Origin of the sequence: Aromatoleum anaerobium (assembly GCF_012910705.2) — a bacterium.
GTDB classification, from domain to species: domain Bacteria; phylum Pseudomonadota; class Gammaproteobacteria; order Burkholderiales; family Rhodocyclaceae; genus Aromatoleum; species Aromatoleum anaerobium.
This window is the reverse complement of sequence record NZ_WTVG02000038.1, coordinates 92,159-109,895: the sequence shown is the minus strand read 5'-3', so window position 1 is coordinate 109,895 and position 17,737 is coordinate 92,159. Positions and strand designations below refer to the sequence as shown.

General features: G+C 67.5%; 19 protein-coding genes. 8 read left to right on the top strand and 11 right to left on the bottom strand.

Annotated elements, in window-relative coordinates; translation table 11 throughout:
• Positions 1-16 precede the first annotated feature (16 nt).
• Positions 17-1,225, bottom strand: a complete 1,209-nt coding sequence (locus GO606_RS09405) for an MFS transporter (RefSeq protein WP_211166584.1) — start codon at positions 1,223-1,225, stop codon at positions 17-19.
• Between the two features lie 18 nt (positions 1,226-1,243).
• Positions 1,244-1,609 (bottom strand): MarR family winged helix-turn-helix transcriptional regulator, encoded by a 366-nt coding sequence (locus GO606_RS09400; RefSeq protein ID WP_246979467.1) that lies wholly within the window; start codon positions 1,607-1,609, stop codon positions 1,244-1,246.
• A 255-nt stretch (positions 1,610-1,864) separates the two neighbouring features.
• Between GO606_RS09400 and ampD the strand changes: the two genes are divergently transcribed.
• A complete protein-coding gene (gene ampD / locus GO606_RS09395; protein ID WP_169118037.1) occupies positions 1,865-2,503 on the top strand; it encodes a 1,6-anhydro-N-acetylmuramyl-L-alanine amidase AmpD in 639 nt (212 codons plus the stop codon).
• A gap of 34 nt (positions 2,504-2,537) precedes the next feature.
• Here ampD and GO606_RS09390 read toward each other — a convergent pair whose 3' ends face one another.
• From GO606_RS09390 to GO606_RS09365, 6 genes are all read right to left on the bottom strand, one after another.
• Positions 2,538-2,939, bottom strand: a complete 402-nt coding sequence (locus GO606_RS09390) for a HEPN domain-containing protein (protein WP_169118036.1) — start codon at positions 2,937-2,939, stop codon at positions 2,538-2,540.
• Positions 2,923-3,246, bottom strand: a complete 324-nt coding sequence (locus GO606_RS09385) for a nucleotidyltransferase domain-containing protein (protein ID WP_169118035.1) — start codon at positions 3,244-3,246, stop codon at positions 2,923-2,925. The genes GO606_RS09390 and GO606_RS09385 overlap by 17 nt, the downstream gene beginning before the upstream one ends.
• A 47-nt stretch (positions 3,247-3,293) precedes the next feature.
• The gene (locus GO606_RS09380) at positions 3,294-3,683 is read right to left on the bottom strand and encodes a hypothetical protein (protein WP_169118034.1); all 390 of its coding nucleotides are present in this window, start codon (positions 3,681-3,683) and stop codon (positions 3,294-3,296) included.
• Positions 3,684-3,807: 124 nt separating this feature from the next.
• Entirely contained in the window at positions 3,808-4,464 is a 657-nt protein-coding gene (locus GO606_RS09375; protein WP_169118033.1) for a LutC/YkgG family protein, read from the bottom strand.
• Positions 4,461-5,867: a LutB/LldF family L-lactate oxidation iron-sulfur protein gene (locus GO606_RS09370; RefSeq protein ID WP_169118032.1), complete on the bottom strand. Its 1,407-nt coding sequence runs from the start codon at positions 5,865-5,867 to the stop codon at positions 4,461-4,463. The genes GO606_RS09375 and GO606_RS09370 overlap by 4 nt, the downstream gene beginning before the upstream one ends.
• Positions 5,867-6,655, bottom strand: coding sequence for a (Fe-S)-binding protein (locus tag GO606_RS09365; protein WP_169118031.1), 789 nt, complete (start codon positions 6,653-6,655; stop codon positions 5,867-5,869). Before GO606_RS09365 ends, GO606_RS09370 begins: the two co-directional genes overlap by 1 nt.
• A 310-nt stretch (positions 6,656-6,965) precedes the next feature.
• Between GO606_RS09365 and GO606_RS09360 the strand changes: the two genes are divergently transcribed.
• On the top strand, positions 6,966-7,382 hold the full coding sequence (locus GO606_RS09360) for an efflux RND transporter periplasmic adaptor subunit (protein WP_246979466.1): 417 nt from the start codon (positions 6,966-6,968) through the stop codon (positions 7,380-7,382).
• A gap of 105 nt (positions 7,383-7,487) precedes the next feature.
• On the opposite strand, the gene GO606_RS09355 is transcribed toward GO606_RS09360, so the two are convergent.
• Positions 7,488-8,789, bottom strand: a complete 1,302-nt coding sequence (locus tag GO606_RS09355) for an IS1182 family transposase (protein ID WP_246979332.1) — start codon at positions 8,787-8,789, stop codon at positions 7,488-7,490.
• Between the two features lie 103 nt (positions 8,790-8,892).
• Here GO606_RS09355 and GO606_RS09350 point away from each other — a divergent pair, with 103 nt between their 5' ends.
• The 6 genes from GO606_RS09350 (at position 8,893) to GO606_RS09325 (ending at position 16,067) form a co-directional block, all read left to right on the top strand.
• Positions 8,893-9,492, top strand: a complete 600-nt coding sequence (locus GO606_RS09350; RefSeq protein ID WP_246979465.1) for an efflux RND transporter periplasmic adaptor subunit — start codon at positions 8,893-8,895, stop codon at positions 9,490-9,492.
• Complete coding sequence (locus GO606_RS09345) at positions 9,489-12,632, top strand: efflux RND transporter permease subunit (protein ID WP_169120718.1); 3,144 nt, start codon at positions 9,489-9,491, stop codon at positions 12,630-12,632. The genes GO606_RS09350 and GO606_RS09345 overlap by 4 nt, the downstream gene beginning before the upstream one ends.
• A 31-nt stretch (positions 12,633-12,663) precedes the next feature.
• Positions 12,664-13,071 (top strand): DUF2784 domain-containing protein, encoded by a 408-nt coding sequence (locus tag GO606_RS09340; RefSeq protein ID WP_169120716.1) that lies wholly within the window; start codon positions 12,664-12,666, stop codon positions 13,069-13,071.
• A gap of 114 nt (positions 13,072-13,185) precedes the next feature.
• Complete coding sequence (locus GO606_RS09335; protein WP_169120766.1) at positions 13,186-15,240, top strand: YgiQ family radical SAM protein; 2,055 nt, start codon at positions 13,186-13,188, stop codon at positions 15,238-15,240.
• Between the two features lie 11 nt (positions 15,241-15,251).
• Positions 15,252-15,707, top strand: coding sequence for a DUF411 domain-containing protein (locus tag GO606_RS09330; RefSeq protein WP_169120764.1), 456 nt, complete (start codon positions 15,252-15,254; stop codon positions 15,705-15,707).
• A 33-nt stretch (positions 15,708-15,740) separates the two neighbouring features.
• Positions 15,741-16,067 carry a hypothetical protein gene (locus GO606_RS09325; RefSeq protein ID WP_169120762.1) on the top strand — a complete coding sequence of 109 codons (327 nt, stop codon included), beginning with the start codon at positions 15,741-15,743 and terminating at the stop codon, positions 16,065-16,067.
• 27 nt (positions 16,068-16,094) lie between these two features.
• Here the strand turns inward: GO606_RS09325 and GO606_RS09320 are convergent, their stop codons facing one another.
• Together GO606_RS09320 and GO606_RS09315 are read right to left on the bottom strand one after the other, a co-directional pair.
• Positions 16,095-17,006, bottom strand: coding sequence for a bestrophin family protein (locus GO606_RS09320; RefSeq protein ID WP_169120760.1), 912 nt, complete (start codon positions 17,004-17,006; stop codon positions 16,095-16,097).
• Between the two features lie 85 nt (positions 17,007-17,091).
• Complete coding sequence (locus tag GO606_RS09315) at positions 17,092-17,733, bottom strand: PepSY-associated TM helix domain-containing protein (protein WP_169119588.1); 642 nt, start codon at positions 17,731-17,733, stop codon at positions 17,092-17,094.
• Positions 17,734-17,737: the final 4 nt, after the last annotated feature.

Genomic DNA, 17,737 nt, shown 5'->3' with positions numbered 1-17,737 from the left:
GTGTCGAGGCGTTCCGTCACTCCGGCTTCGCCGACGCAGCCAGCGCGTCGCGCGCCCGCAACCGCGCCACGTGCCGGCCATGCAGCACATAAAACACGGGCATGCCCAGGACGGCGAGCGCTGCCATGCTGCCGTAGAGGCTGCGGTAGCCTATTTCCGAGATCGCCAGGCCAAGGAGGTAAGGGCCGAAGCCCAGGCTCGCATCCATCGAGATATAGAAAGTCGAGGTCGCCAGCCCCATGCGCTGGGGCGCCACCACTTTGACGGCGACGGCATAGAGCGCCGATTGCAGGTTGCCGAATCCAATGCCGATCAATACCGCCGCCACCAGCAACCCCATGCCGGTCTGGACATTGGCGAGCACGACCAGGCCGAGCGCGAGGAACAGGCAGGACGGGAAGACCACCGTGTTCGAGCCTTTCCGGTCCAGCAGCCGTCCCGTCAGGGGGCGCGACAAAAGCACGACTGCCGAGTACACGATGAAGAAGAAACTCGCGGCCGTGACCAGGTTGAGTTCGACGGCGTAACCATTGATGAAGGCCAGCACGCTCGCATAGCACAAGCCGTACAGGAACGTGACCACGGAGATCGGAATCGCGCGGGCCTCGACCAGATTGGCCAACGAGAACTGGAATCCCCTGAGGCCTGCATGCGATGCCCCTTCCGGCACCTGCGCCCACATCGCAGCAAGCAGCCCGAGGGTCGCGACGGCCACGCAAGCGGCGAATATCCAGTTGAAGTTGGTGTGCTGCAGCAGCCACACTCCGAGGAACGGGCCGATTGCCGCAGACAGCGTCGTGCTGAGGCTGTAGTAGCTGATGCCCTCGGCCCTGCGGTCGCGGGGGATGATATGGGCCACGGCAGTGCCGGCGGCCGTGCTGCTGACGCCGAGCGCGAGGCCGTGTACGAAACGCACGGCAATCAGCGTGGCTATGGAATCACTGAGGAAATACAGGCCGCTGGCGATCGTGAAGGCGATCATGCCGATGACCATCGTTTTCTTCCGGCCCAATGCGTCGACGAACTGGCCGATGATCAGCCGCCCCAGCAAGGTGCCGATGACGAAAATCCCGGCGACCAGTCCTGCCTGGCTCAGCGAGGAACCGTATTCCTGCATCGCATGCGCGCCGATCACGACGATCAGCATGTAAAACACCAGGGCCAGAAAAAAATTGACCGCAAAAACGATCACGAAGTCGCGGGTCCAGAGTTTTGTCGGTTGCATGATGAGCCCGGGGGAACGCTATTTGAGGTTGCCGAGCAACTGCTGGAACACCGTCACTGTCTGTTCCAGTTGCTCGGTGGCGATGCCGGCGGTGGCGCGTCGCTCCAGCGCCGTGATCTGCTGGCGGCACTCCGAGTAGATGCGCTGCCCTTCGGCAGTCAGGGCAATCGATTTCTCGCGACGGTCATTGCCGGGCGCACTCGTCAGATACCCCAGCTCCTCCAGACGCTGCACGCGACGGGTGATGCCGGGCTTTTCGATGCCGTAATAAGCGGAAATTTCCACCAGCGAAGCCTGCTCGTGCTCGTGCAGATAGAACATGACCTGCCACAGTGAATAGGACAATTCATAGGGATGGAGCAGCTGATTCAGGGCCTGGATCATAGGCCGATACAGTGACAGGTAGTATCTGAAAAAGCCCTGCATGGCGCAGATGGTTGCCTTGAGTAATAGTAAACTAAGGCAACTATATTTGAGCGGCAATTCTGCTGTCAATCGCCCGGCGCAGGAGGCACGCTATCGCTCTTTTGAAACTGCAGGGTCGACGGAGGGCAGAGGTCGGATAATGAAAACAGGACCTGCACGTCTTGCAGGGAAAACTTGGAGAGCGGGAACGCATCCCCGCGAAGGTCGGGAGCCATGATGCCGAGTACTGAAGCCGGGCGCCCCGAGGTGCCGGACGAGCACGGAGCGCGAGAGGCGCGGCCGGTTTTCACCGAGGGCTGGCTCGCGGACGCCGAGCGCTGCGAGTCGCCGAATTTCGATGCGCGGCCCGAAGGCTGCGACGTGCGGCTCGTCGTCGTGCATGCGATCAGCCTGCCGCCGGACGAGTTCGGCGGGCCGGGCGTTTCGCAGCTGTTCACGAACGCGCTCGACCCGGCGGCGCACCCGTATTACGCGACGATCCGCGACCTGCGCGTGTCGGCGCATTTCTTCATCGCGCGCGACGGCCGGCTGATGCAGTTCGTGGCGGCGGACAGGCGCGCGTGGCACGCGGGGGCGTCGAGCTGGCGCGGGCGCGAGCGGTGCAACGATTTTTCGATCGGCATCGAGCTCGAAGGCTGCGACACGTTGCCGTTCGAGGCGGCGCAGTACGAACGGCTCGCGGCGCTCGTGCGCACGCTCTGTGCGCATTACCCGATCGAGGAGGTCGTCGGGCACTCGGACGTCGCGCCGGAGCGCAAGACCGATCCGGGGCCGTTTTTCGATTGGGAGCGGTTGGGCGGGCTGCTCGCGGTGCCGCCCCTTCTTGCCGATGGAGTCCCGAACGCAAAGTGAGGTCAGGGATGACTCGTTCTCGTGGGCGCCCGCCTCAGCTTTCTCGCAGCCATTCATCGATGCACCTGCTCGCCCACGTCAGGATGACTGCGAGCCGCGCATCCAGTTCGTTGCGTGTCATCGTCGAGACGATTTCGTCGTCATAGCGGAATTCGACTGCGAAGGGGTTGAGGACGCGCAGTTCATCGAGCGACACGGGCAGTGCGTCCCCCGCGTCGAGAATAGCCTGGCCCAAGGCGGCGAGGTCATGGGTCCGTCGGACCTCGATGCCGTGCAAGGTGCAGACGGCCTTGAGGGCTTTTTCAATGGATTGCTGGGCATGAAAACCCAACGCCGCGACGCTTGCCCTCGACAAAGGCATCAACAGTTCGAAAGTCTCGCGGTCGCGGCGAGCCAGACGCAGGAGCCTGGAGGCTTCTTCAAGCGCTGGCGTCATACAGAAGCTTGCCTTCCCTGGCCGCCCAGTAAGGGAGCGTTCCCGGCACTTGGCTGCGCCGGGCGAATTCCTCTTGCGAAAAAATAAGGACATCCACGCCGACGCCGAGCGAGCCAATGGCTCGGTGAAGCCTCAGGTACTCGCTGGCCTTGTCCGGCACTTCGCTTTCGATCACGAGCAAATCCAGATCCGATCCCTCGTCGGCATCACCGCGCGCATAGGAACCGAAAACGACCACTCGGGCCGGACTGCTTGCCGCGGCCGCCGCCCGCCGGGCCGCGTCGAGAATGGATTGCGGAGCTAGCATCGTAGAGCTCCTTGAGAAGAGCTGTCGGAGGGGAGGTCGATTGTAGCTCAGCGGATCGGGATGACGATCGGCGGGACGCTGACGCCGATGACGATCGCGGGGTCGCGCGAATATACCGGTGCCGGCGGCACGTAGTACGACGGGCGCTCGTAGTAGCGGTATTCCCGCACCACCGGGCGGCGCTCGACGATGCGTTCGCGGATCACGACGCGCTCGTGATCGTGCTTCCAGTGCTTCTTGTAGTGGCCGTGGCGATGGCCGCGGTCGTCATCGCGCCATTCGCGGTCATGACGGCGCCAATCCCGGTCATGGTCACGCCATTCGCGGTCGTGGCCGCGCCATTCGCGGTCGCCGCGGTCGGCGTGTGCGGGTAACGCGGTGAGCATTGCGCCGCCGGCGACGAGTGCGGCGAGCAGTTTGAGCGTGTGCGATTTCATGGCTGTCTCCTTGTTGGGCCGGATACGAGCAGCCGGCGCGTGTCGCACCGGGATCCTCTTGCCGATTAAACGCGAGCCGGAGACGAAAGGTTGGCGCGGAGTTGTAAGTGAATATGGGTACGGCTCAGCCGACGAGGATCACATGCACGCGACGCGGGCCATGGGCGCCGAGCTGGATCGTCTGCTCGACGTCAGCGGTGCGCGACGGACCGGAGATGATGTTCGTCGCCCGCGGCATGCCTTGCGGGCGGGCGCGCAGCAGGTCCCACGCGTCCTCGAAGTGGTCGACGATGCGGGTGGCTTCGAGCACGACGACGTGGTCGTCGGGAACGAAGTTGTGCGTCGTCGGGCTGTCGGGGCCCGACGCGAGCATCAGGCTGCCGGTTTCGGCGATGCCACACAGCGCCGGCGACACCGCGAGCGCTTCGGTGATGCCGGCTGCTTCATGATGGATCAGCCAACCTTCGGGCCACGCGAGATCCTTCAGCGCGGCGCCGACGGCGGCGCGTTGCGGCAGGCGGTGCGCGAGCCGATAGGCTTCGACCGCGGCGGGAAGTGCGTCGCGCGAGGCGACACGCTCGACCGTCCCGGCGCGGCTTTCGAACTTGCGCATGAAGCGCGTGACGAGGTCTTCGTCGTGCGCGGGGCGGGTGTGCCGCGGCACGCGCGCGTCGAGCGCGGCGACCTGCGTCGCGTCGAGGGGATCGCGGCGCAGCGCGTCGCGGACGGATTTCAGGATCGCATCCCGGGCATTGCCGCTTGCGTTTGCTGGTGCGTTCATTGCTGGCCTCGCTTGCCTTGCCACAGTTCGAGAAAAGTGCGTCCGGTCGGCGCCGGCAGGTCGCGCGAATCGGTCCAGCCGCCGGCGAACGGGAGGCGCCGGATGCGCCCGCGCCGCGCGATGCCCGACAGCGCGCGGGCGGCGATCTGCTCGAGCGCGTGGTAGAGCTTCGGCCGCGTCGCGACCCACCGCCACACGCCGAGCGCGCGCTTTTGCATCACCGGCGTGATGTTCTGCTGGTGCTGCAGGTGGCGCAGCTCGCGCAGCAATTCCGGCAGCGGGATCTTGACCGGGCACACCGACTGGCAGCGGCCGTTCAGCGTGCAGGCGTTCGGCAAGTCGTAGGCGGCGTCGAGGCCCTTGATCAGCGGCGTCAGCACCGAGCCCATCGGGCCGGGATAGACCCAGCCGTAGGCGTGACCGCCGACCGCGCCATACACCGGGCAGTGGTTCATGCACGCGCCGCAGCGGATGCAGCGCAGCATGTCGCGGAAGCGCCCGGCGAGCATCTTCGAGCGGCCGTTGTCGACGAGCACGACGTGGTATTCCTCGGGCCCGTCGAGGTCGTCGGCGCGGCGCGGGCCGGTCGAAATCGTCGTGTAGGTCTCGGTCTCCTGGCCGGTCGCGCTGCGCGCGAGGAGGCGCAGGAACAGCGTCGCGTCGTCCAACGTCGGCACGACGCGCTCGATGCCGGAGGTGACGATGTGCACCTTCGCCAGCGTCTGCGTCAGGTCGCCATTGCCTTCGTTGGTGACGATGATCGACGAGCCGGTCTCGGCGACGAGGAAGTTGCCGCCGGTGATGCCGACGTCGGCGCGGAAGTACTTGTCGCGCAGCACGCGGCGCGCTTCATCGACGAGCTCGGGGATCTGCGTCTTGCGCGGGCCGCCGTGCGCCGCTTCGAAGAGGTCCGACACCTGGTCCTTCGTCTTGTGCACAGCCGGCGCGATGATGTGCGACGGTGGCTCGTGCGCGAGCTGGATGATGTATTCGCCCAGATCGGTCTCGACGACTTCCATGCCGTGCTCGATCAGCGCGTCGTTGAGATCGATCTCCTCGGACACCATCGACTTGCCTTTCGTGACCGTCCTGGCACCGACCCGCTTGCAGATGCCGAGGATGATCTCGCGCGCTTCGGCCGCGTCGCGCGCCCAGTGCACGCGCCCGCCGGCCGCCGTGACCGCCTGTTCGTAACGCTCGAGATAGTGGTCGAGGTGGTCGAGGACGTGGTTCTTGAGGTTCTTCGCCTCCTCGCGCAACTGCTCGAATTCCGGCAGCTCGGCGACCTGCAGCGCGCGCTTGCCGACGAAGCCGTAGCGCGCGCGCCCGAGCGCGGTCTGCAGGTTCGCGTCGTGGATCGCGAAGACCGAGCGCTCCTTGAATTCGTTCGAACGGATTTCCATCAGCGCGACTCCTTCGGCGCGTCGGCGAGACCTGGCCCGTCGGCGAAGCCGGCGAGCACTTCGGCGGCGTGGTACACCTTGACCGGGGCGTTGATGCGCTTCAGGCGCCCGGCGATGTTCATCAGGCAGCCCAGATCGCCGCCGAGCAGCGTGTCGGCGCCGGTGGCGAGGATGTTGCGCACTTTGTCATCAACCATTTTCTCGGAAATTTCCGGGTATTTGACGCAGAACGTGCCGCCGAAGCCGCAACACACTTCACTGTCTTCCATCTCCTTGACCTTGAGTCCGTCGACTTCGCCGAGCAGCGCGCGCGGCTGGCCCTTGATGCCGAGCCCGCGCAGGCCCGAACACGAGTCGTGGTAAGTCGCGGTGCCCGCGTAGCGCGCATCGACCGTGACTGCCGCGCCGCGCACGTCGGCGAGGAACGACAGCAATTCGAAGCTCTTCCTCGACAACGCCTCGGCGCGCGGCAGCCACTGCGCGTCGCCGGCGAACAGCGCCGGATAGTCGTGGCGGATCGTCGCCATGCACGAGCCGGACGGCCCCACGACGTAATCGAAATGCTCGAACGCCTCGATGACCTGCCGTGCCAGCGCGCGCGCCGCGTCATAGTCGCCGCTGTTGTAGCCGGGCTGGCCGCAGCAGGTCTGGCTCGCCGGCACCTCGACGCTGCATCCCGCGTCTTCGAGCAGCTTGACCGCGGAAAAACCGACATTCGGCCGGAACAGGTTCATCAGGCAGGTGGCGAACAGTCCGACGCGTGGCCCGGCGGTGGGCGATGGGGTCATGGGGCGGTCTCCGGTTTTTTGTTCGGGATGGGGTGAGCGATGAGGGCAAAGCGATGGTAGCAAGCGCCGCCGCGATGCAGGGCGAGGGATTTTCAGGCCGGCGATGAGCGCGTTTCATGCCAGCGGCAGCATAGCAGAGGCCCGGGGCGGCGACGGGCCGCCGGTCGTGGCACACGGCGCCGGTCGCGCCGGCCGGATCGTCCCCACTGGACGATTGCCGGCGGGGCGATGACAATCCCGCTGCGCGCCCGCACGTCCGGCGTCCGCCGTGGTTGCTGCGCGCGTTCACTGAACGAGAAGATAATCCCGCATGAAGCGTCTCCTGTGCCTTGCCTTGATATTGTCGGCGCTGTTGCCCCGCTTTGCGGCGGCTGCCGAATGGTCAGCCCGCCCGTTGTCCGAAGTCGCGGTGTATCCCGAATTCCGCGCCTCGGCGCACGTGGTGGCGGTCGACGAGGCGCGCATCGCCGCCGAAGTCTCCGGCCGCATCGAGAGCCTGCCGAAGCGCGTCGGGCAGGCGGTCGCGAAAGGCGCGGAGCTCGCGCGCATCGACGACGCCGCGTACCGCATCGAGGTGGAGCGCGCCGCGGCGCAGAGCCGGCTGATCGGCGATCGTGCCAAGCTCGCCGAGGCGCAGCTCGACCAGGCCCGCGCGCTCGCCAACCAGGGTTTCATCAGCGCGGATGCGCTCAGAGTTTGTGAATCTTTCGTTCGCAGGACCGATTAGACGCGCGAGCGGGGTTAACGCCGTTTTGCTGGGCGCGATAGGGTTTTTGCATCGTTTGTGCTGCTATCGACGGTTCATTTGACGTTTTTCCCCATTTTTCGCCCCTTAAACCCCGATTCCGGGAACTGCGGACGCACCTGTCCCTACCCCGAGCAATTCCGGTGCGAGGCTGACCATGCGCATCAGGTTGTGCGCCAAAGCAAAGATCAGCATCACACACTTGACCTTCGCCAGACCCCGCACCCGGAACTGCTGCAGGCCGCGGTTGCGGCTGTGCGCATTGACGCATTCGGCCGTTGCCGCTCGCCGCTTGTAAATGACCTTGGCCTCGTCCGTGCCCATCCGCTGCCGCCAGGCCGCCACCGCTTCGCTGTCGCCGGCCTTCGCCTGGTGCGGATCGACCGCCTTGTCCTTGGGTTGCGGCACCGGCCCATAAACGACGGTGCTCCGGCTCGCCTGCTCGATCTGCTCGTGCCCGACGTAGCCGCCATCGACCAGCCAAGCCTCCGGGGCCTGACCACAGCGCGCGGTGACCTGCTCGATCATCGGCACCATCTGCCCTTGGTCGCTGCCGACGGTGGCCACCTCGACCCCCACGATCACCAGCGAGTCGGCGTCGCTCGCCAGCTGCGGGTTGTACGCCGGCCGAAAGCCGCCGTCGCCCATCTTCATCACCGTCGCTTCGGCATCGGTCATCGACGCGCGCGCCTGGTCGGGGTTTTTGCCTTGCCGCTGCTTGATCGCTTCGATCTCGGGCAGCCGCGCCAGCGCTTTCTCAAGACGCGCTTCACGCTCTTTCGCCGCCCGTAGCCGGGCCGCTTCCCGCGCCCGTTCGGCCTGCGCCGGGTCCGCCTCCACCTCGGCTTTGAGCCGCGCCACGGCCGCGCGCGCCGCCTCCAGGTAGCCTTCGAGCTTCTCCTTGCGGCGAAACGAGCCCGCCCCGGCGCTGGCGCGCACCCGCATCCCGTCCTGCGCCACCTGTTTGAGCTTGACCACCCCGGCCGCCATCAGGCTGGCGATGCTCACACTCAACAACTCGTCCAGCCCTTCGCCCTGATCCTTGCGAAAGTCCGAAAGGGTGTGGTGATTGACCTGAACCCCGCCGCACAACCAGCGGTAGGCGTCATGCGATTCGAGCAGCCGTGACACCGCCCGCGCGCTGCCCACCCCGTCGAGCGTGGCGTACAACCACAGCGCCAGCAAAATCTCCGGCGCGATTGCCGAGCGGCCCACCCCGCCATCGACCGCACGAATCCCGGCGTAGAACCGTGACAGGTCCTGCCGCTCGACGTACGCCCACACCAGGCGCGCCCGATGCCCCTCCGGCAGCAGTGACTCCAGGTCACTTGCCCGAAACTCCATCTGCCCCCGGTTGGGCAGCAGCACCCGTGCTCGCATCTTCGTCATCGGCGCAAATCCAGACCTCGTAGCAAGACCTAATTATAACAACGGCATATAACTGGCCGGGGATTTTTCACAGCCTCTCAGAATCCGGGAAACCGAACTCGCAGTGCTGAAAAGCGAACTCGCCGCGACGCGCCAGGGGGTCGAGGCGGCGCGCCTGCAACTCGCACGTACGACGATCCGCGCACCGTTCGCCGGTGTCGTGCGCGAGCGCCTCGCAAGCGTCGGCGACCTCGCGGCGCCGGGCACGCCGCTGCTGGTGCTGTCGGCGACCGGCAACACCGAGCTGCGGGCGCGCGTGCCGACGGCGCAGATCGGCAGCCTGCGCGCGGCCGGCAAGTGGGAGCTCGCGGCCGGCGGCGCGACGCACCCGCTGCGCCTGCTGCGCGTGTCACCGGTCGTCGAGCCGGGCGGGCAGGCCCAGGAGGCGGTGTTCTCGTCGAACGCCGCGCTCGCGCCGGGGCTCGCCGGCGAGGTGCGCTGGCGCAGTTCGGTGCCACATCTCCCCCCGGCCTTCCTGCAGCAACGCACCGGTGTGCTCGGCGCCTACGTCGAGCGTGACGGCAAGCCGGTGTTCGTTCCGCTGCCGGACGCCGAGGCGGGGCGGCCGGTGGCGGTCGACTGGCCGGCCGACACCGCAGTCATCGACGAAGGGCGCTTCGCGCTCGGCCTGGCCGCGGCCGATGCGGCAGGAAACGGCAAATGAGCGGCTGGTATCGGCGGCTGATCGACAATCACCCGCTCGCGAACATCGCGTTCGCCCTGGTGCTGCTCGGCGGCATCGTCACTTACCTGACGATGCCGCGCGCGCAGGACCCGGAGATCAATTTCAACTGGGTCAACATCATCACGACGCTGCCGGGAGCCTCCGCCGAGGATATCGAGCGCGAACTCACCGGCCCGCTCGAAGACGCGATCAAGCAGGTCAAGGACATCAAGTTCGTGTCGTCGTCGAGCCGCGAAGGTGTGTCGTCGCTGCTGGTGCGTTTCGAGGAGATCGGCGAGCAGGAGTTCGACAAGCGCGTGAACGACTTGCGCCGCGAAGTGCAGAACAAGGCCGAAGCCGAACTGCCGCCGGAGGCGAACGAGCCGGCGATCGTCGAGATCACGACGTCGAACGGCTTCCCGACGGCGGTGCTGGTGCTTTACGGTGCCGGCGGCGGCGAGACGCTGCGCAGCGCGGCGTTCGGCATCAAGAAGGATCTGGAGCGGCTCGCCGACGTCGACCAGGTCATCGCGGTCGGTTTCGACGAGCCGGAGCTGCACGTCGACTTCGACCCGGACCGGGTCGCCGCGGCGGGCCTGTCGCCGGTGCAGGTGTCGGACAGCGTCGCGGCGTGGTTCCGCAACACGCTCGGCGGGCGCGTGCGCGTGCAGGACCGCGAGTGGCTGGTGCGTCTCGAAGGCAAGACGCCGGACCCCGAAGTGCTCGCGCAGACGGCGATCGTCACGCCCGAAGGACGGATTGCGCTTGGCGAAGTCGCGCGGGTGGCGCGCGGCCACGAGCGCACCGGCCAGCTCGTCAGCTACAACGGCCAGCCGGCGGTGATGATGTCGATCACGAAGCAGGCCGGCAGCAACACGCTCGAGCTCGTCGACCGGTTGAAGCGCTTTGCCGCCGAGCGCAATCCGTTGTTGCTCGGCGAAGGCGTGCAACTGGTGATGGTCGACGACCAGACGCACATGACGCGCGACGCGATCGGCGTCATGGAGTCGAACGCGCTGTTCGGCCTGATGCTGGTACTCGGGCTGTGCTGGCTGTTCCTCGGCCCGCGGCTCGCGCTGCTGGTCGGGCTCGGCGTGCCGTTCGCGCTCGCCGGCACGTTCCTGCTCGTCGATCTGATCGGCTCGACGCTGAACCTCACGGTGCTGCTCGGCGTCGTCATTGCGCTCGGCATGCTCGTCGACGATGCAGTGGTGATCGTCGAGGCGATCTATTACCGGCTGCAGCGCGGCGAGGCCACGGAGGTTGCTGTCGTCGAAGGGGTGCGCGAAGTCGCGCTGCCGGTGATCTCGTCGGTGCTGACGACGATCGCCGCGTTCCTGCCGCTGATGCTGCTGCCCGGCATCCTCGGCAAGTTCATGTTCCTCGTGCCGTTCGTCGTCACCGCGGGCCTGACGGTCAGTCTCGTCGAGGCGTTCTGGATGATCCCCGCGCACATCCTCGCGCTGCGCCCGGATTTCATGCAGCGCCGCAGCCGCATGCAGGCGCGGCGCGAGCGCTTCACGCACTGGCTGCGCGTGAAGTACTCGCGCCTGCTGGTGCGCGTTTTCCGCCGGCCGAAGACCGCGCTCGCGGTGCTGGTGCTGGTGATGGCCGGCGCGGTCGGGGCGCTGGCGGGAGGGCTCGTGAAGATCCAGTTTTTCGCCTTCGACCCGGTGCGCCTGTTCTATGTCAGTCTGGACATGCCGGCCGGGGTCACGCTGCAGCGCACGCTGGCCGAGGCCGAGCGGGCGGCGCAGGTCGTGCAGCAGACGCTCGACCCGGCCGAAGTGCGTTCGGTGACCGCGTATGCCGGTATCAAGTTCACCGACACCGAACCGCTGTACGGCGACCAGTACGGCCAGGTGATCGTGTCGCTGAATCCGCGCCGGGGCGAACTGCGCGACACCGCCGAGGTGATCGCCGCGGTGCGCGAGCCGGTGCTGGCGCTGCAGGGCGAGGGGAAGTTCTCGTTTCTCGAACTGAAAGGGGGCCCGCCGACGGCGCGGCCGATCAGTGTCAAGGTCAAGGCCGACAACTACGAGGAACTGCGTGCCGCCGCCGACGCGCTGTTCGCCGAAGTCGCGAAGATCCCCGGCGTGAAGGACCTCACCGACGACGACGTGGCGGGCCGCGCCGAACTGCGGCTGGTGTTGAACCGCGAGAAGCTTGCGCGGGCCGGGGTCGCGCCGGGCGAAGTCGCGCGGCTGCTGCGCCTGTATGGCGAAGGCGAGGTGGTTGCGACGACGCGCGACGAGGGCGAGAAAGTCGAAGTCGTCGTGCGCGCGCGCCCCGAGACGCTGACCGATGTCAGCGAACTGTTGCAGCGGCCGGTGCCGCTGCCACGCGACGCAGGGGACGTGCGGCGCAGCGTGCAGCTCGGTTCGCTCGTCGACGCGGAAACGCGCATCTCGAAGGGCTACATACGGCACTACCAGCTGACGCGCGCGATCACCATCGAGGCCGGCCTCGACCCGGGCCGGATCGACACGCTGGAGGCGAACAACCGGCTCAAGGAAGCCTGGGCCGCGCTGCAACCGCGCTTTCCGAACGTCGAACTCGATTTTTCCGGCGAACTCGACGACATCCAGGAGAGTCTCGATTCGATGACTGCGCTGTTCGCCGTCGGCGTCGGCCTGATCTACCTGATCCTCGCAACGCAGTTCCGCAGCTATTGGCAGCCGCTGATGGTCCTCGTCACCGTGCCGCTCGCGTTCACCGGCGTGCTGCTCGGCCTTCTCGTATCGGGCAACCCGCTGTCGCTGTACACGATGTACGGCGTCATCGCGCTCGCCGGCATCGCGGTGAACTCGGCGATCGTGCTGATCGACGCGGCGAACGAGCGGCGCGCGGCCGGCATGACGGTGCAGCACGCGGCCATTTATGCGGCGAGGCGGCGCGTGGTGCCGATCCTGATCACCTCGACGACGACGATCGCCGGCCTGTTCTCGCTCGCCATCGGCCTCGGCGGCAAGTCGCTGATGTGGGGGCCGGTCGCGGCGAGCATCGTGTGGGGGCTGGGGTTCTCGACCTTGCTGACCTTGTTCGCGATCCCGCTGATCTACCGCCTGGTGATGGGAAGGAGACGGCCGGACCGCGGCGTTCCCGTCGCCCGCATTGCCGCGACCGGCTCGCCGCGGTGAGCGAGCGGGGCGGTCCTTGCCGGAGGAGCGGATGCTCGCGAGTTTCGCTGCCGATTTCGTCGTCCTGGTCCATTTCGCGTTCATCCTGTTCGTCGTCGCGGGCGGCGCGCTGGTGCTGCACTGGCCGCGCCTCGCGTGGCTGCACCTGCCGGTGGTCGCGTGGGGTGCGGGGATCGAGCTGATCGGCGGCGTGTGCCCGTTGACGCCGCTCGAAAACGCGTTGCGCCGCGCCGCGGGCGAGGCAGGCTACGGGGGAGGTTTCATCGAGCATTACCTGCTGCCGCTGATCTACCCCGCGGGGCTGACGCCGGCGATCGGCACGGTGCTCGGCGTTTTCGTGCTGGCCGTCAATGCCGTGTTCTACGGCGTGCTATGGCGCCGTCGCCGGCGAAGGGCCGGGCGAAGCGCATCGGACACCCGGCCGGGCGCCGGCGATTGAACCGAAGCGCGGCTCGGGGCGTCCCAGTACAATGCCCGCCACCATGCCTGCCGCTCCCGTCCCCAGCATTTTTGCCCGCGCCCGCCCCCGGCCAGCCCTGCCCCGTTCCTGCCGATGTCGCGCGCCGAGATGCGCGCGCTCGGCTGGGAGGAGTGCGATGTCGTCCTCGTCACCGGCGATGCGTACCTCGACCACCCGAGCTTCGGCATGGCGCTCATCGGGCGGCTGCTCGAAGCGCAGGGCTTTCGCGTCGGCATCATCAGCCAGCCGGACTGGAAGAGCGCCGAGCCGTTCCGTGCGCTGGGGCGCCCGCGACTGTTCTTCGGCATCACCGCGGGGAACATGGATTCGCTCATCAACCGCTACACCGCCGAGCGCAAGATCCGCTCGGAAGACGCCTATACGCCGGGCGCGCAGGCCGGCCGCCGGCCCGACCGCGCGGTGACCGTCTACGCCCAGCGTGCGCGCGAAGCCTTCCCCGGCGCGAATGTCGTCATCGGCAGCATCGAAGCGTCGCTGCGCCGCATCGCGCATTACGACTACTGGTCGGACAAGGTGCGTCGTTCGGTGCTCCCGGACTCGAAAGCCGACCTGCTGCTGTTCGGCAACGCCGAGCGCGCGCTGGTCGCACTCGCGCACCGCCTCGCCGACGGCGAGCCGATCGACGCGATCCGCGACCTGCGCGGCACGGCGTTCCTCGTCCGACCGGGCTGGCTGCCCGACGCTGACTGGACCGAGCAGGACTCGACCACGCTCGACCGCCCCGGCCGCGTCGAGCCCCATCCCGACCCGTACGCGATGGAGCCCGAAAAGCCGGCTACGGCCGGCGAAGGCGTTGCGCAGCCGGTGCGCATCGTCCCGGCGGCGGAACGCGCCGCGGCGCGGCGGCAGGCGCGCGGCAGGACCGTCGTGCGCCTGCCGTCGTATGAGACGGTCGTCGCCGACCCGGTGATGTACGCGCACGCTTCGCGCGTGTTCCACCTCGAATCGAACCCCGGCAACGCCCGGGCGCTGGTCCAGGCGCACGGCGACGGGCCGGGGCGGCGCGACGTGTGGCTCAACCCGCCGCCGCTGCCGCTCTCCACCCCCGAGATGGATTTCGTCTTCGGCCTGCCGTACGCGCGCCGGCCGCATCCGTCGTACGGCGACGCGCGCATCCCGGCGTGGGACATGATCAAGTTCTCGATCAACATCATGCGTGGCTGTTTCGGTGGCTGCACGTTCTGCTCGATCACCGAGCACGAAGGCCGCATCATCCAGAGCCGTTCGGAAGAATCGATCCTGCACGAGATCGAGGAGATCCGCGACCGGACGCCGGACTTCAAGGGGCACATCACCGACCTCGGCGGCCCGACCGCGAACATGTACCGCATGGCGTGCAAGGACAAGCAGATCGAGTCCTCGTGCCGGCGGCTGTCGTGCGTCTATCCCGGCATCTGCGAGAACCTGAAAACCGACCACGCGCCGCTGATCTCGCTGTACCGCAAGGCGCGCGCGATTCCGGGCGTCAAGCGCGTGACGATCGGCTCGGGGCTGCGCTACGACCTCGCGGTGCGCTCGCCGGAGTACGTGAAGGAACTCGTCACGCACCACGTCAGCGGCCTCTTGAAGATCGCGCCCGAGCATACCGAGGCAGGGCCGCTGTCGAAGATGATGAAGCCGGGCATCGGCACCTACGAGAAGTTCGCCGGGATGTTCGAGAAATACTCGCGCGAGGCCGGCAAGAAGCAGCACCTCGTGCCGTATTTCATCGCCGCGCACCCGGGCACGACCGACGAGGACATGCTGAACCTCGCGCTGTGGCTGAAGAAGAACGGCTTTCGGCCCGACCAGGTGCAGACCTTCATGCCGACGCCGATGGCGATGGCAACGACGATGTACCACAGCCGCCGCAATCCGCTGCGCAAGGTGTCGGCCGACTCGGAGATCGTCGAGACCGCGCGCGCCGGCAAGCTCAGGAAGTTGCACAAGGCGCTGCTGCGCTGGCACGACCCGGAGAACTGGCCGCTGATCCGCGAAGCGCTGCTCGGCATGGGCCGCGCGGACCTGATCGGCAGCGGACCGAACTGCCTCGTGCCGCGCCATCAGCCGGGCGTGCCGCTCGTCGCCGAGCGCTCGAAGCCTTCACGGCAACGGTCCCCGCGCCGGAAATCCCTTACCCCCCTGTAACAGGAGTCGTTATGAACACCCGTCCCGCCTTCCTCCGTCTCGTTTCCGCCCTCGGGCTGGTCGCCGCCTTCGCGGGCGGCCCCGTCTTCGCGGCCGGCGAGGAAGTCGTCATGTACAAGGATCCGAATTGCGGCTGCTGTGGCAAGTGGGCCGAGCACATGCGCGCGAGCGGCTTCGCCGTCAAAGAGGTCCGCAGCACCGCGATGAGCGCGGTCAAGCGCGACGCTGGCGTGCCGCAGGCGCTCGCTTCGTGCCACACGGCGAAGATCGGCGGCTACGTCGTCGAAGGCCACGTGCCTGCGGCGGATGTGCGGCGCCTGCTCGCCGAAAAGCCGAAAGTGGCCGGCATCGCGGCGCCCGGAATGCCGGCGGGTTCGCCGGGCATGGAAGGGGCGTATCCTTCCGAGCGTTACGAAGTCGTCAGCTTCGATGCGGACGGCAAGCACCGGCCGTTCGCGTCGCACTGACGCGGGTGCCGGGAGTTGACCAGGGAGTCAGTCATGAAAAAACTGTTCATCGCGAGCCTGGCGGCGGGCTTTCTTTCGTGGTCGTCGGCGCCGGCGTTCGCCCAGGCCGATGACGCCGTGCTCGGTGACCGCGGGAGCGACATGATCGTCGATCTTGTCCTCGTGCGGCCGCTGACCTTCGTCGGTTCGGTGGTCGGGGTTGCGGCCTTCCTCGTTTCCCTGCCGTTCACCGCGCCGAGCGGCTCCGCTTCCGATGCCGCGCGCGAGCTGGTCGGCAAGCCGCTCGAGTACACCTTCAACCGCCCGCTCGGCGATTTCCGCAACTGCGGCGCGGACCGCCACCCCTGCGGCGGGCGGTGACCGAGCCGCGGGGGCAGCGGTCCCGCGTCACGCGAGCAGGAAGTTCTCGTCGGGGACAGGCACCGGCGGCGGCTCTTCGCCGAGCATCTCGCGCAGGCTCGCGTTGACGCCAGCGACGAGCGCGTCGAGCGCGAGATCGTTCGCCATCGTGCCGAAAGGCTCCTCGATCTCGTCGCTGAGCGCTTCGAGCGCGAAGAACGTGTAGGACACGAAGCTCACGACCAGCGGCGTCATGAGGCCGATCGAATCGACCAGCCCGAAAGGCAGCAGCGCGCAATAAACATAGGCGCTGCGGTGCAGGATCACCGTATAGGTGAAGGGCAACGGTGTATTGGCGATGCGCTCGCAGCCGCCGAGCGACGACGACAGCCCGTTCAGCGACTGCTCCATCTGCTGCGCGAGCATCGTGTCAAGTTGTCCCGCTTCGCGGCGCTCGCGCAGCCATTGACCGAGCCACAGCAACACCAGCGCCGGCGCCGAGCGGGCGACGCGGGCGCGCTCGATGACGACAGCGGGAAGCAGACCGAGCAGATCGGCGTCGCGCGGCTGGTGGCGCAGCTGGTTGCGCATCGCCGCGGCGAAGCCGATGAGGCCGAGCACGAAAGGGCGGCTCTCGACGTTGCGTGTCGTCAGCGTCAGGGCCTGCCGCGCGAGGTTGCGCGTCTCGACGAGGACGTCGCCCCACAGCTTGCGCGCTTCCCAGTAGCGGTCATAGCTCGCGTTGATGCGAAAGCCGAGGAAGATTGCGAGCGCGACCCCCATCAGCGAGAACGGGTTCGCGTTGAGCGTCACCTTGAAGTGGAAAAGCTGGCCGTGCATCAGCACGACGCCGCACGACAGCGCGAGGATGAACAGCTGCTGCGGCAGGATGCGGGAAACGAGCGACCCGCGGCGAACGAACAGCAAATGCATCCAGTGCGGACGAGGGCGGACGATCACGGCTGGGAGAAGGGGGTCGGGCGGGGCGGGGTGCGATTTTCTCAGGTTTTGGCGGCGATGCTGCATTGCAAGAAAAAATCCGTGCCTACCCCGCCAGCCAGGCGAGCGTGCCGGTCAGGGCGAGCCCGGCGCTCGCGAGCAGCGTGAGCCTCCGCCGCGAGCCGTGCAGCCGCCCCCACAGCCAGAAGCCCGACAGGCCGAGGAACGCGAGGCCGAGCGCGGCGGCGTCGGATAGCAGGATCCACGCCGGCCCGGTACCGATCGACATGTGCAGGCGTGCCAGGTACAGCCACAGGTTCGGCTTCGTGCGCTTCACCTCGGCCTGGCGGCTGCCGAGCCAGTATTCGACCTGCACTGTCTCGGAAGGCGTATCGGCGCGCAGCGTCCAGCGCTCCGGCTGGCGTAGTTCGCCGTCACCCCAGCTCACGGCACGCGAAGGCTCGATGCGCGGCTTCAGCGCCCCGGCCTCGACGCCGAGCGCCGGAGCGAGCGCCGCGGCGAGCGCCTGCGGATCGGCGGGTCCGGCTTCGAGCGGCAGTATCTGCGTCACCTCGCTGCGGTCGAGCGCGGGAATCTTCATCACCGCGCGGTGGTTCAGCAGGAAGCCGGTCACCGCGAACAGCAGCAGCATCGCCGCGATCGCGAGGCCGAACCACGCATGAATGCGGCGCAGCCACTTTTGCACGTTGCCGCGCTGCGCAGCCGGGCGGGGATGAAGGTGGATCACGAAA

What these genes read in the sequence shown, in the direction of transcription:
- GO606_RS09380 (WP_169118034.1), bottom strand. Translation starts at nt 3,683, where the DNA reads ATGAAATCGCACACGCTCAAACTGCTCGCCGCACTCGTCGCCGGCGGC.
- GO606_RS09370 (WP_169118032.1), bottom strand. Translation starts at nt 5,867, where the DNA reads ATGGAAATCCGTTCGAACGAATTCAAGGAGCGCTCGGTCTTCGCGATC.
- GO606_RS09385 (WP_169118035.1), bottom strand. Translation starts at nt 3,246, where the DNA reads ATGCTAGCTCCGCAATCCATTCTCGACGCGGCCCGGCGGGCGGCGGCC.
- GO606_RS09345 (WP_169120718.1), top strand. Translation starts at nt 9,489, where the DNA reads ATGAGCGGCTGGTATCGGCGGCTGATCGACAATCACCCGCTCGCGAAC.
- GO606_RS09340 (WP_169120716.1), top strand. Translation starts at nt 12,664, where the DNA reads ATGCTCGCGAGTTTCGCTGCCGATTTCGTCGTCCTGGTCCATTTCGCG.
- GO606_RS09355 (WP_246979332.1), bottom strand. Translation starts at nt 8,789, where the DNA reads ATGACGAAGATGCGAGCACGGGTGCTGCTGCCCAACCGGGGGCAGATG.
- GO606_RS09335 (WP_169120766.1), top strand. Translation starts at nt 13,186, where the DNA reads ATGTCGCGCGCCGAGATGCGCGCGCTCGGCTGGGAGGAGTGCGATGTC.
- ampD (WP_169118037.1), top strand. Translation starts at nt 1,865, where the DNA reads ATGATGCCGAGTACTGAAGCCGGGCGCCCCGAGGTGCCGGACGAGCAC.
- GO606_RS09330 (WP_169120764.1), top strand. Translation starts at nt 15,252, where the DNA reads ATGAACACCCGTCCCGCCTTCCTCCGTCTCGTTTCCGCCCTCGGGCTG.
- GO606_RS09390 (WP_169118036.1), bottom strand. Translation starts at nt 2,939, where the DNA reads ATGACGCCAGCGCTTGAAGAAGCCTCCAGGCTCCTGCGTCTGGCTCGC.
- GO606_RS09360 (WP_246979466.1), top strand. Translation starts at nt 6,966, where the DNA reads ATGAAGCGTCTCCTGTGCCTTGCCTTGATATTGTCGGCGCTGTTGCCC.
- GO606_RS09405 (WP_211166584.1), bottom strand. Translation starts at nt 1,225, where the DNA reads ATGCAACCGACAAAACTCTGGACCCGCGACTTCGTGATCGTTTTTGCG.
- GO606_RS09325 (WP_169120762.1), top strand. Translation starts at nt 15,741, where the DNA reads ATGAAAAAACTGTTCATCGCGAGCCTGGCGGCGGGCTTTCTTTCGTGG.
- GO606_RS09400 (WP_246979467.1), bottom strand. Translation starts at nt 1,609, where the DNA reads ATGATCCAGGCCCTGAATCAGCTGCTCCATCCCTATGAATTGTCCTAT.
- GO606_RS09375 (WP_169118033.1), bottom strand. Translation starts at nt 4,464, where the DNA reads ATGAACGCACCAGCAAACGCAAGCGGCAATGCCCGGGATGCGATCCTG.
- GO606_RS09365 (WP_169118031.1), bottom strand. Translation starts at nt 6,655, where the DNA reads ATGACCCCATCGCCCACCGCCGGGCCACGCGTCGGACTGTTCGCCACC.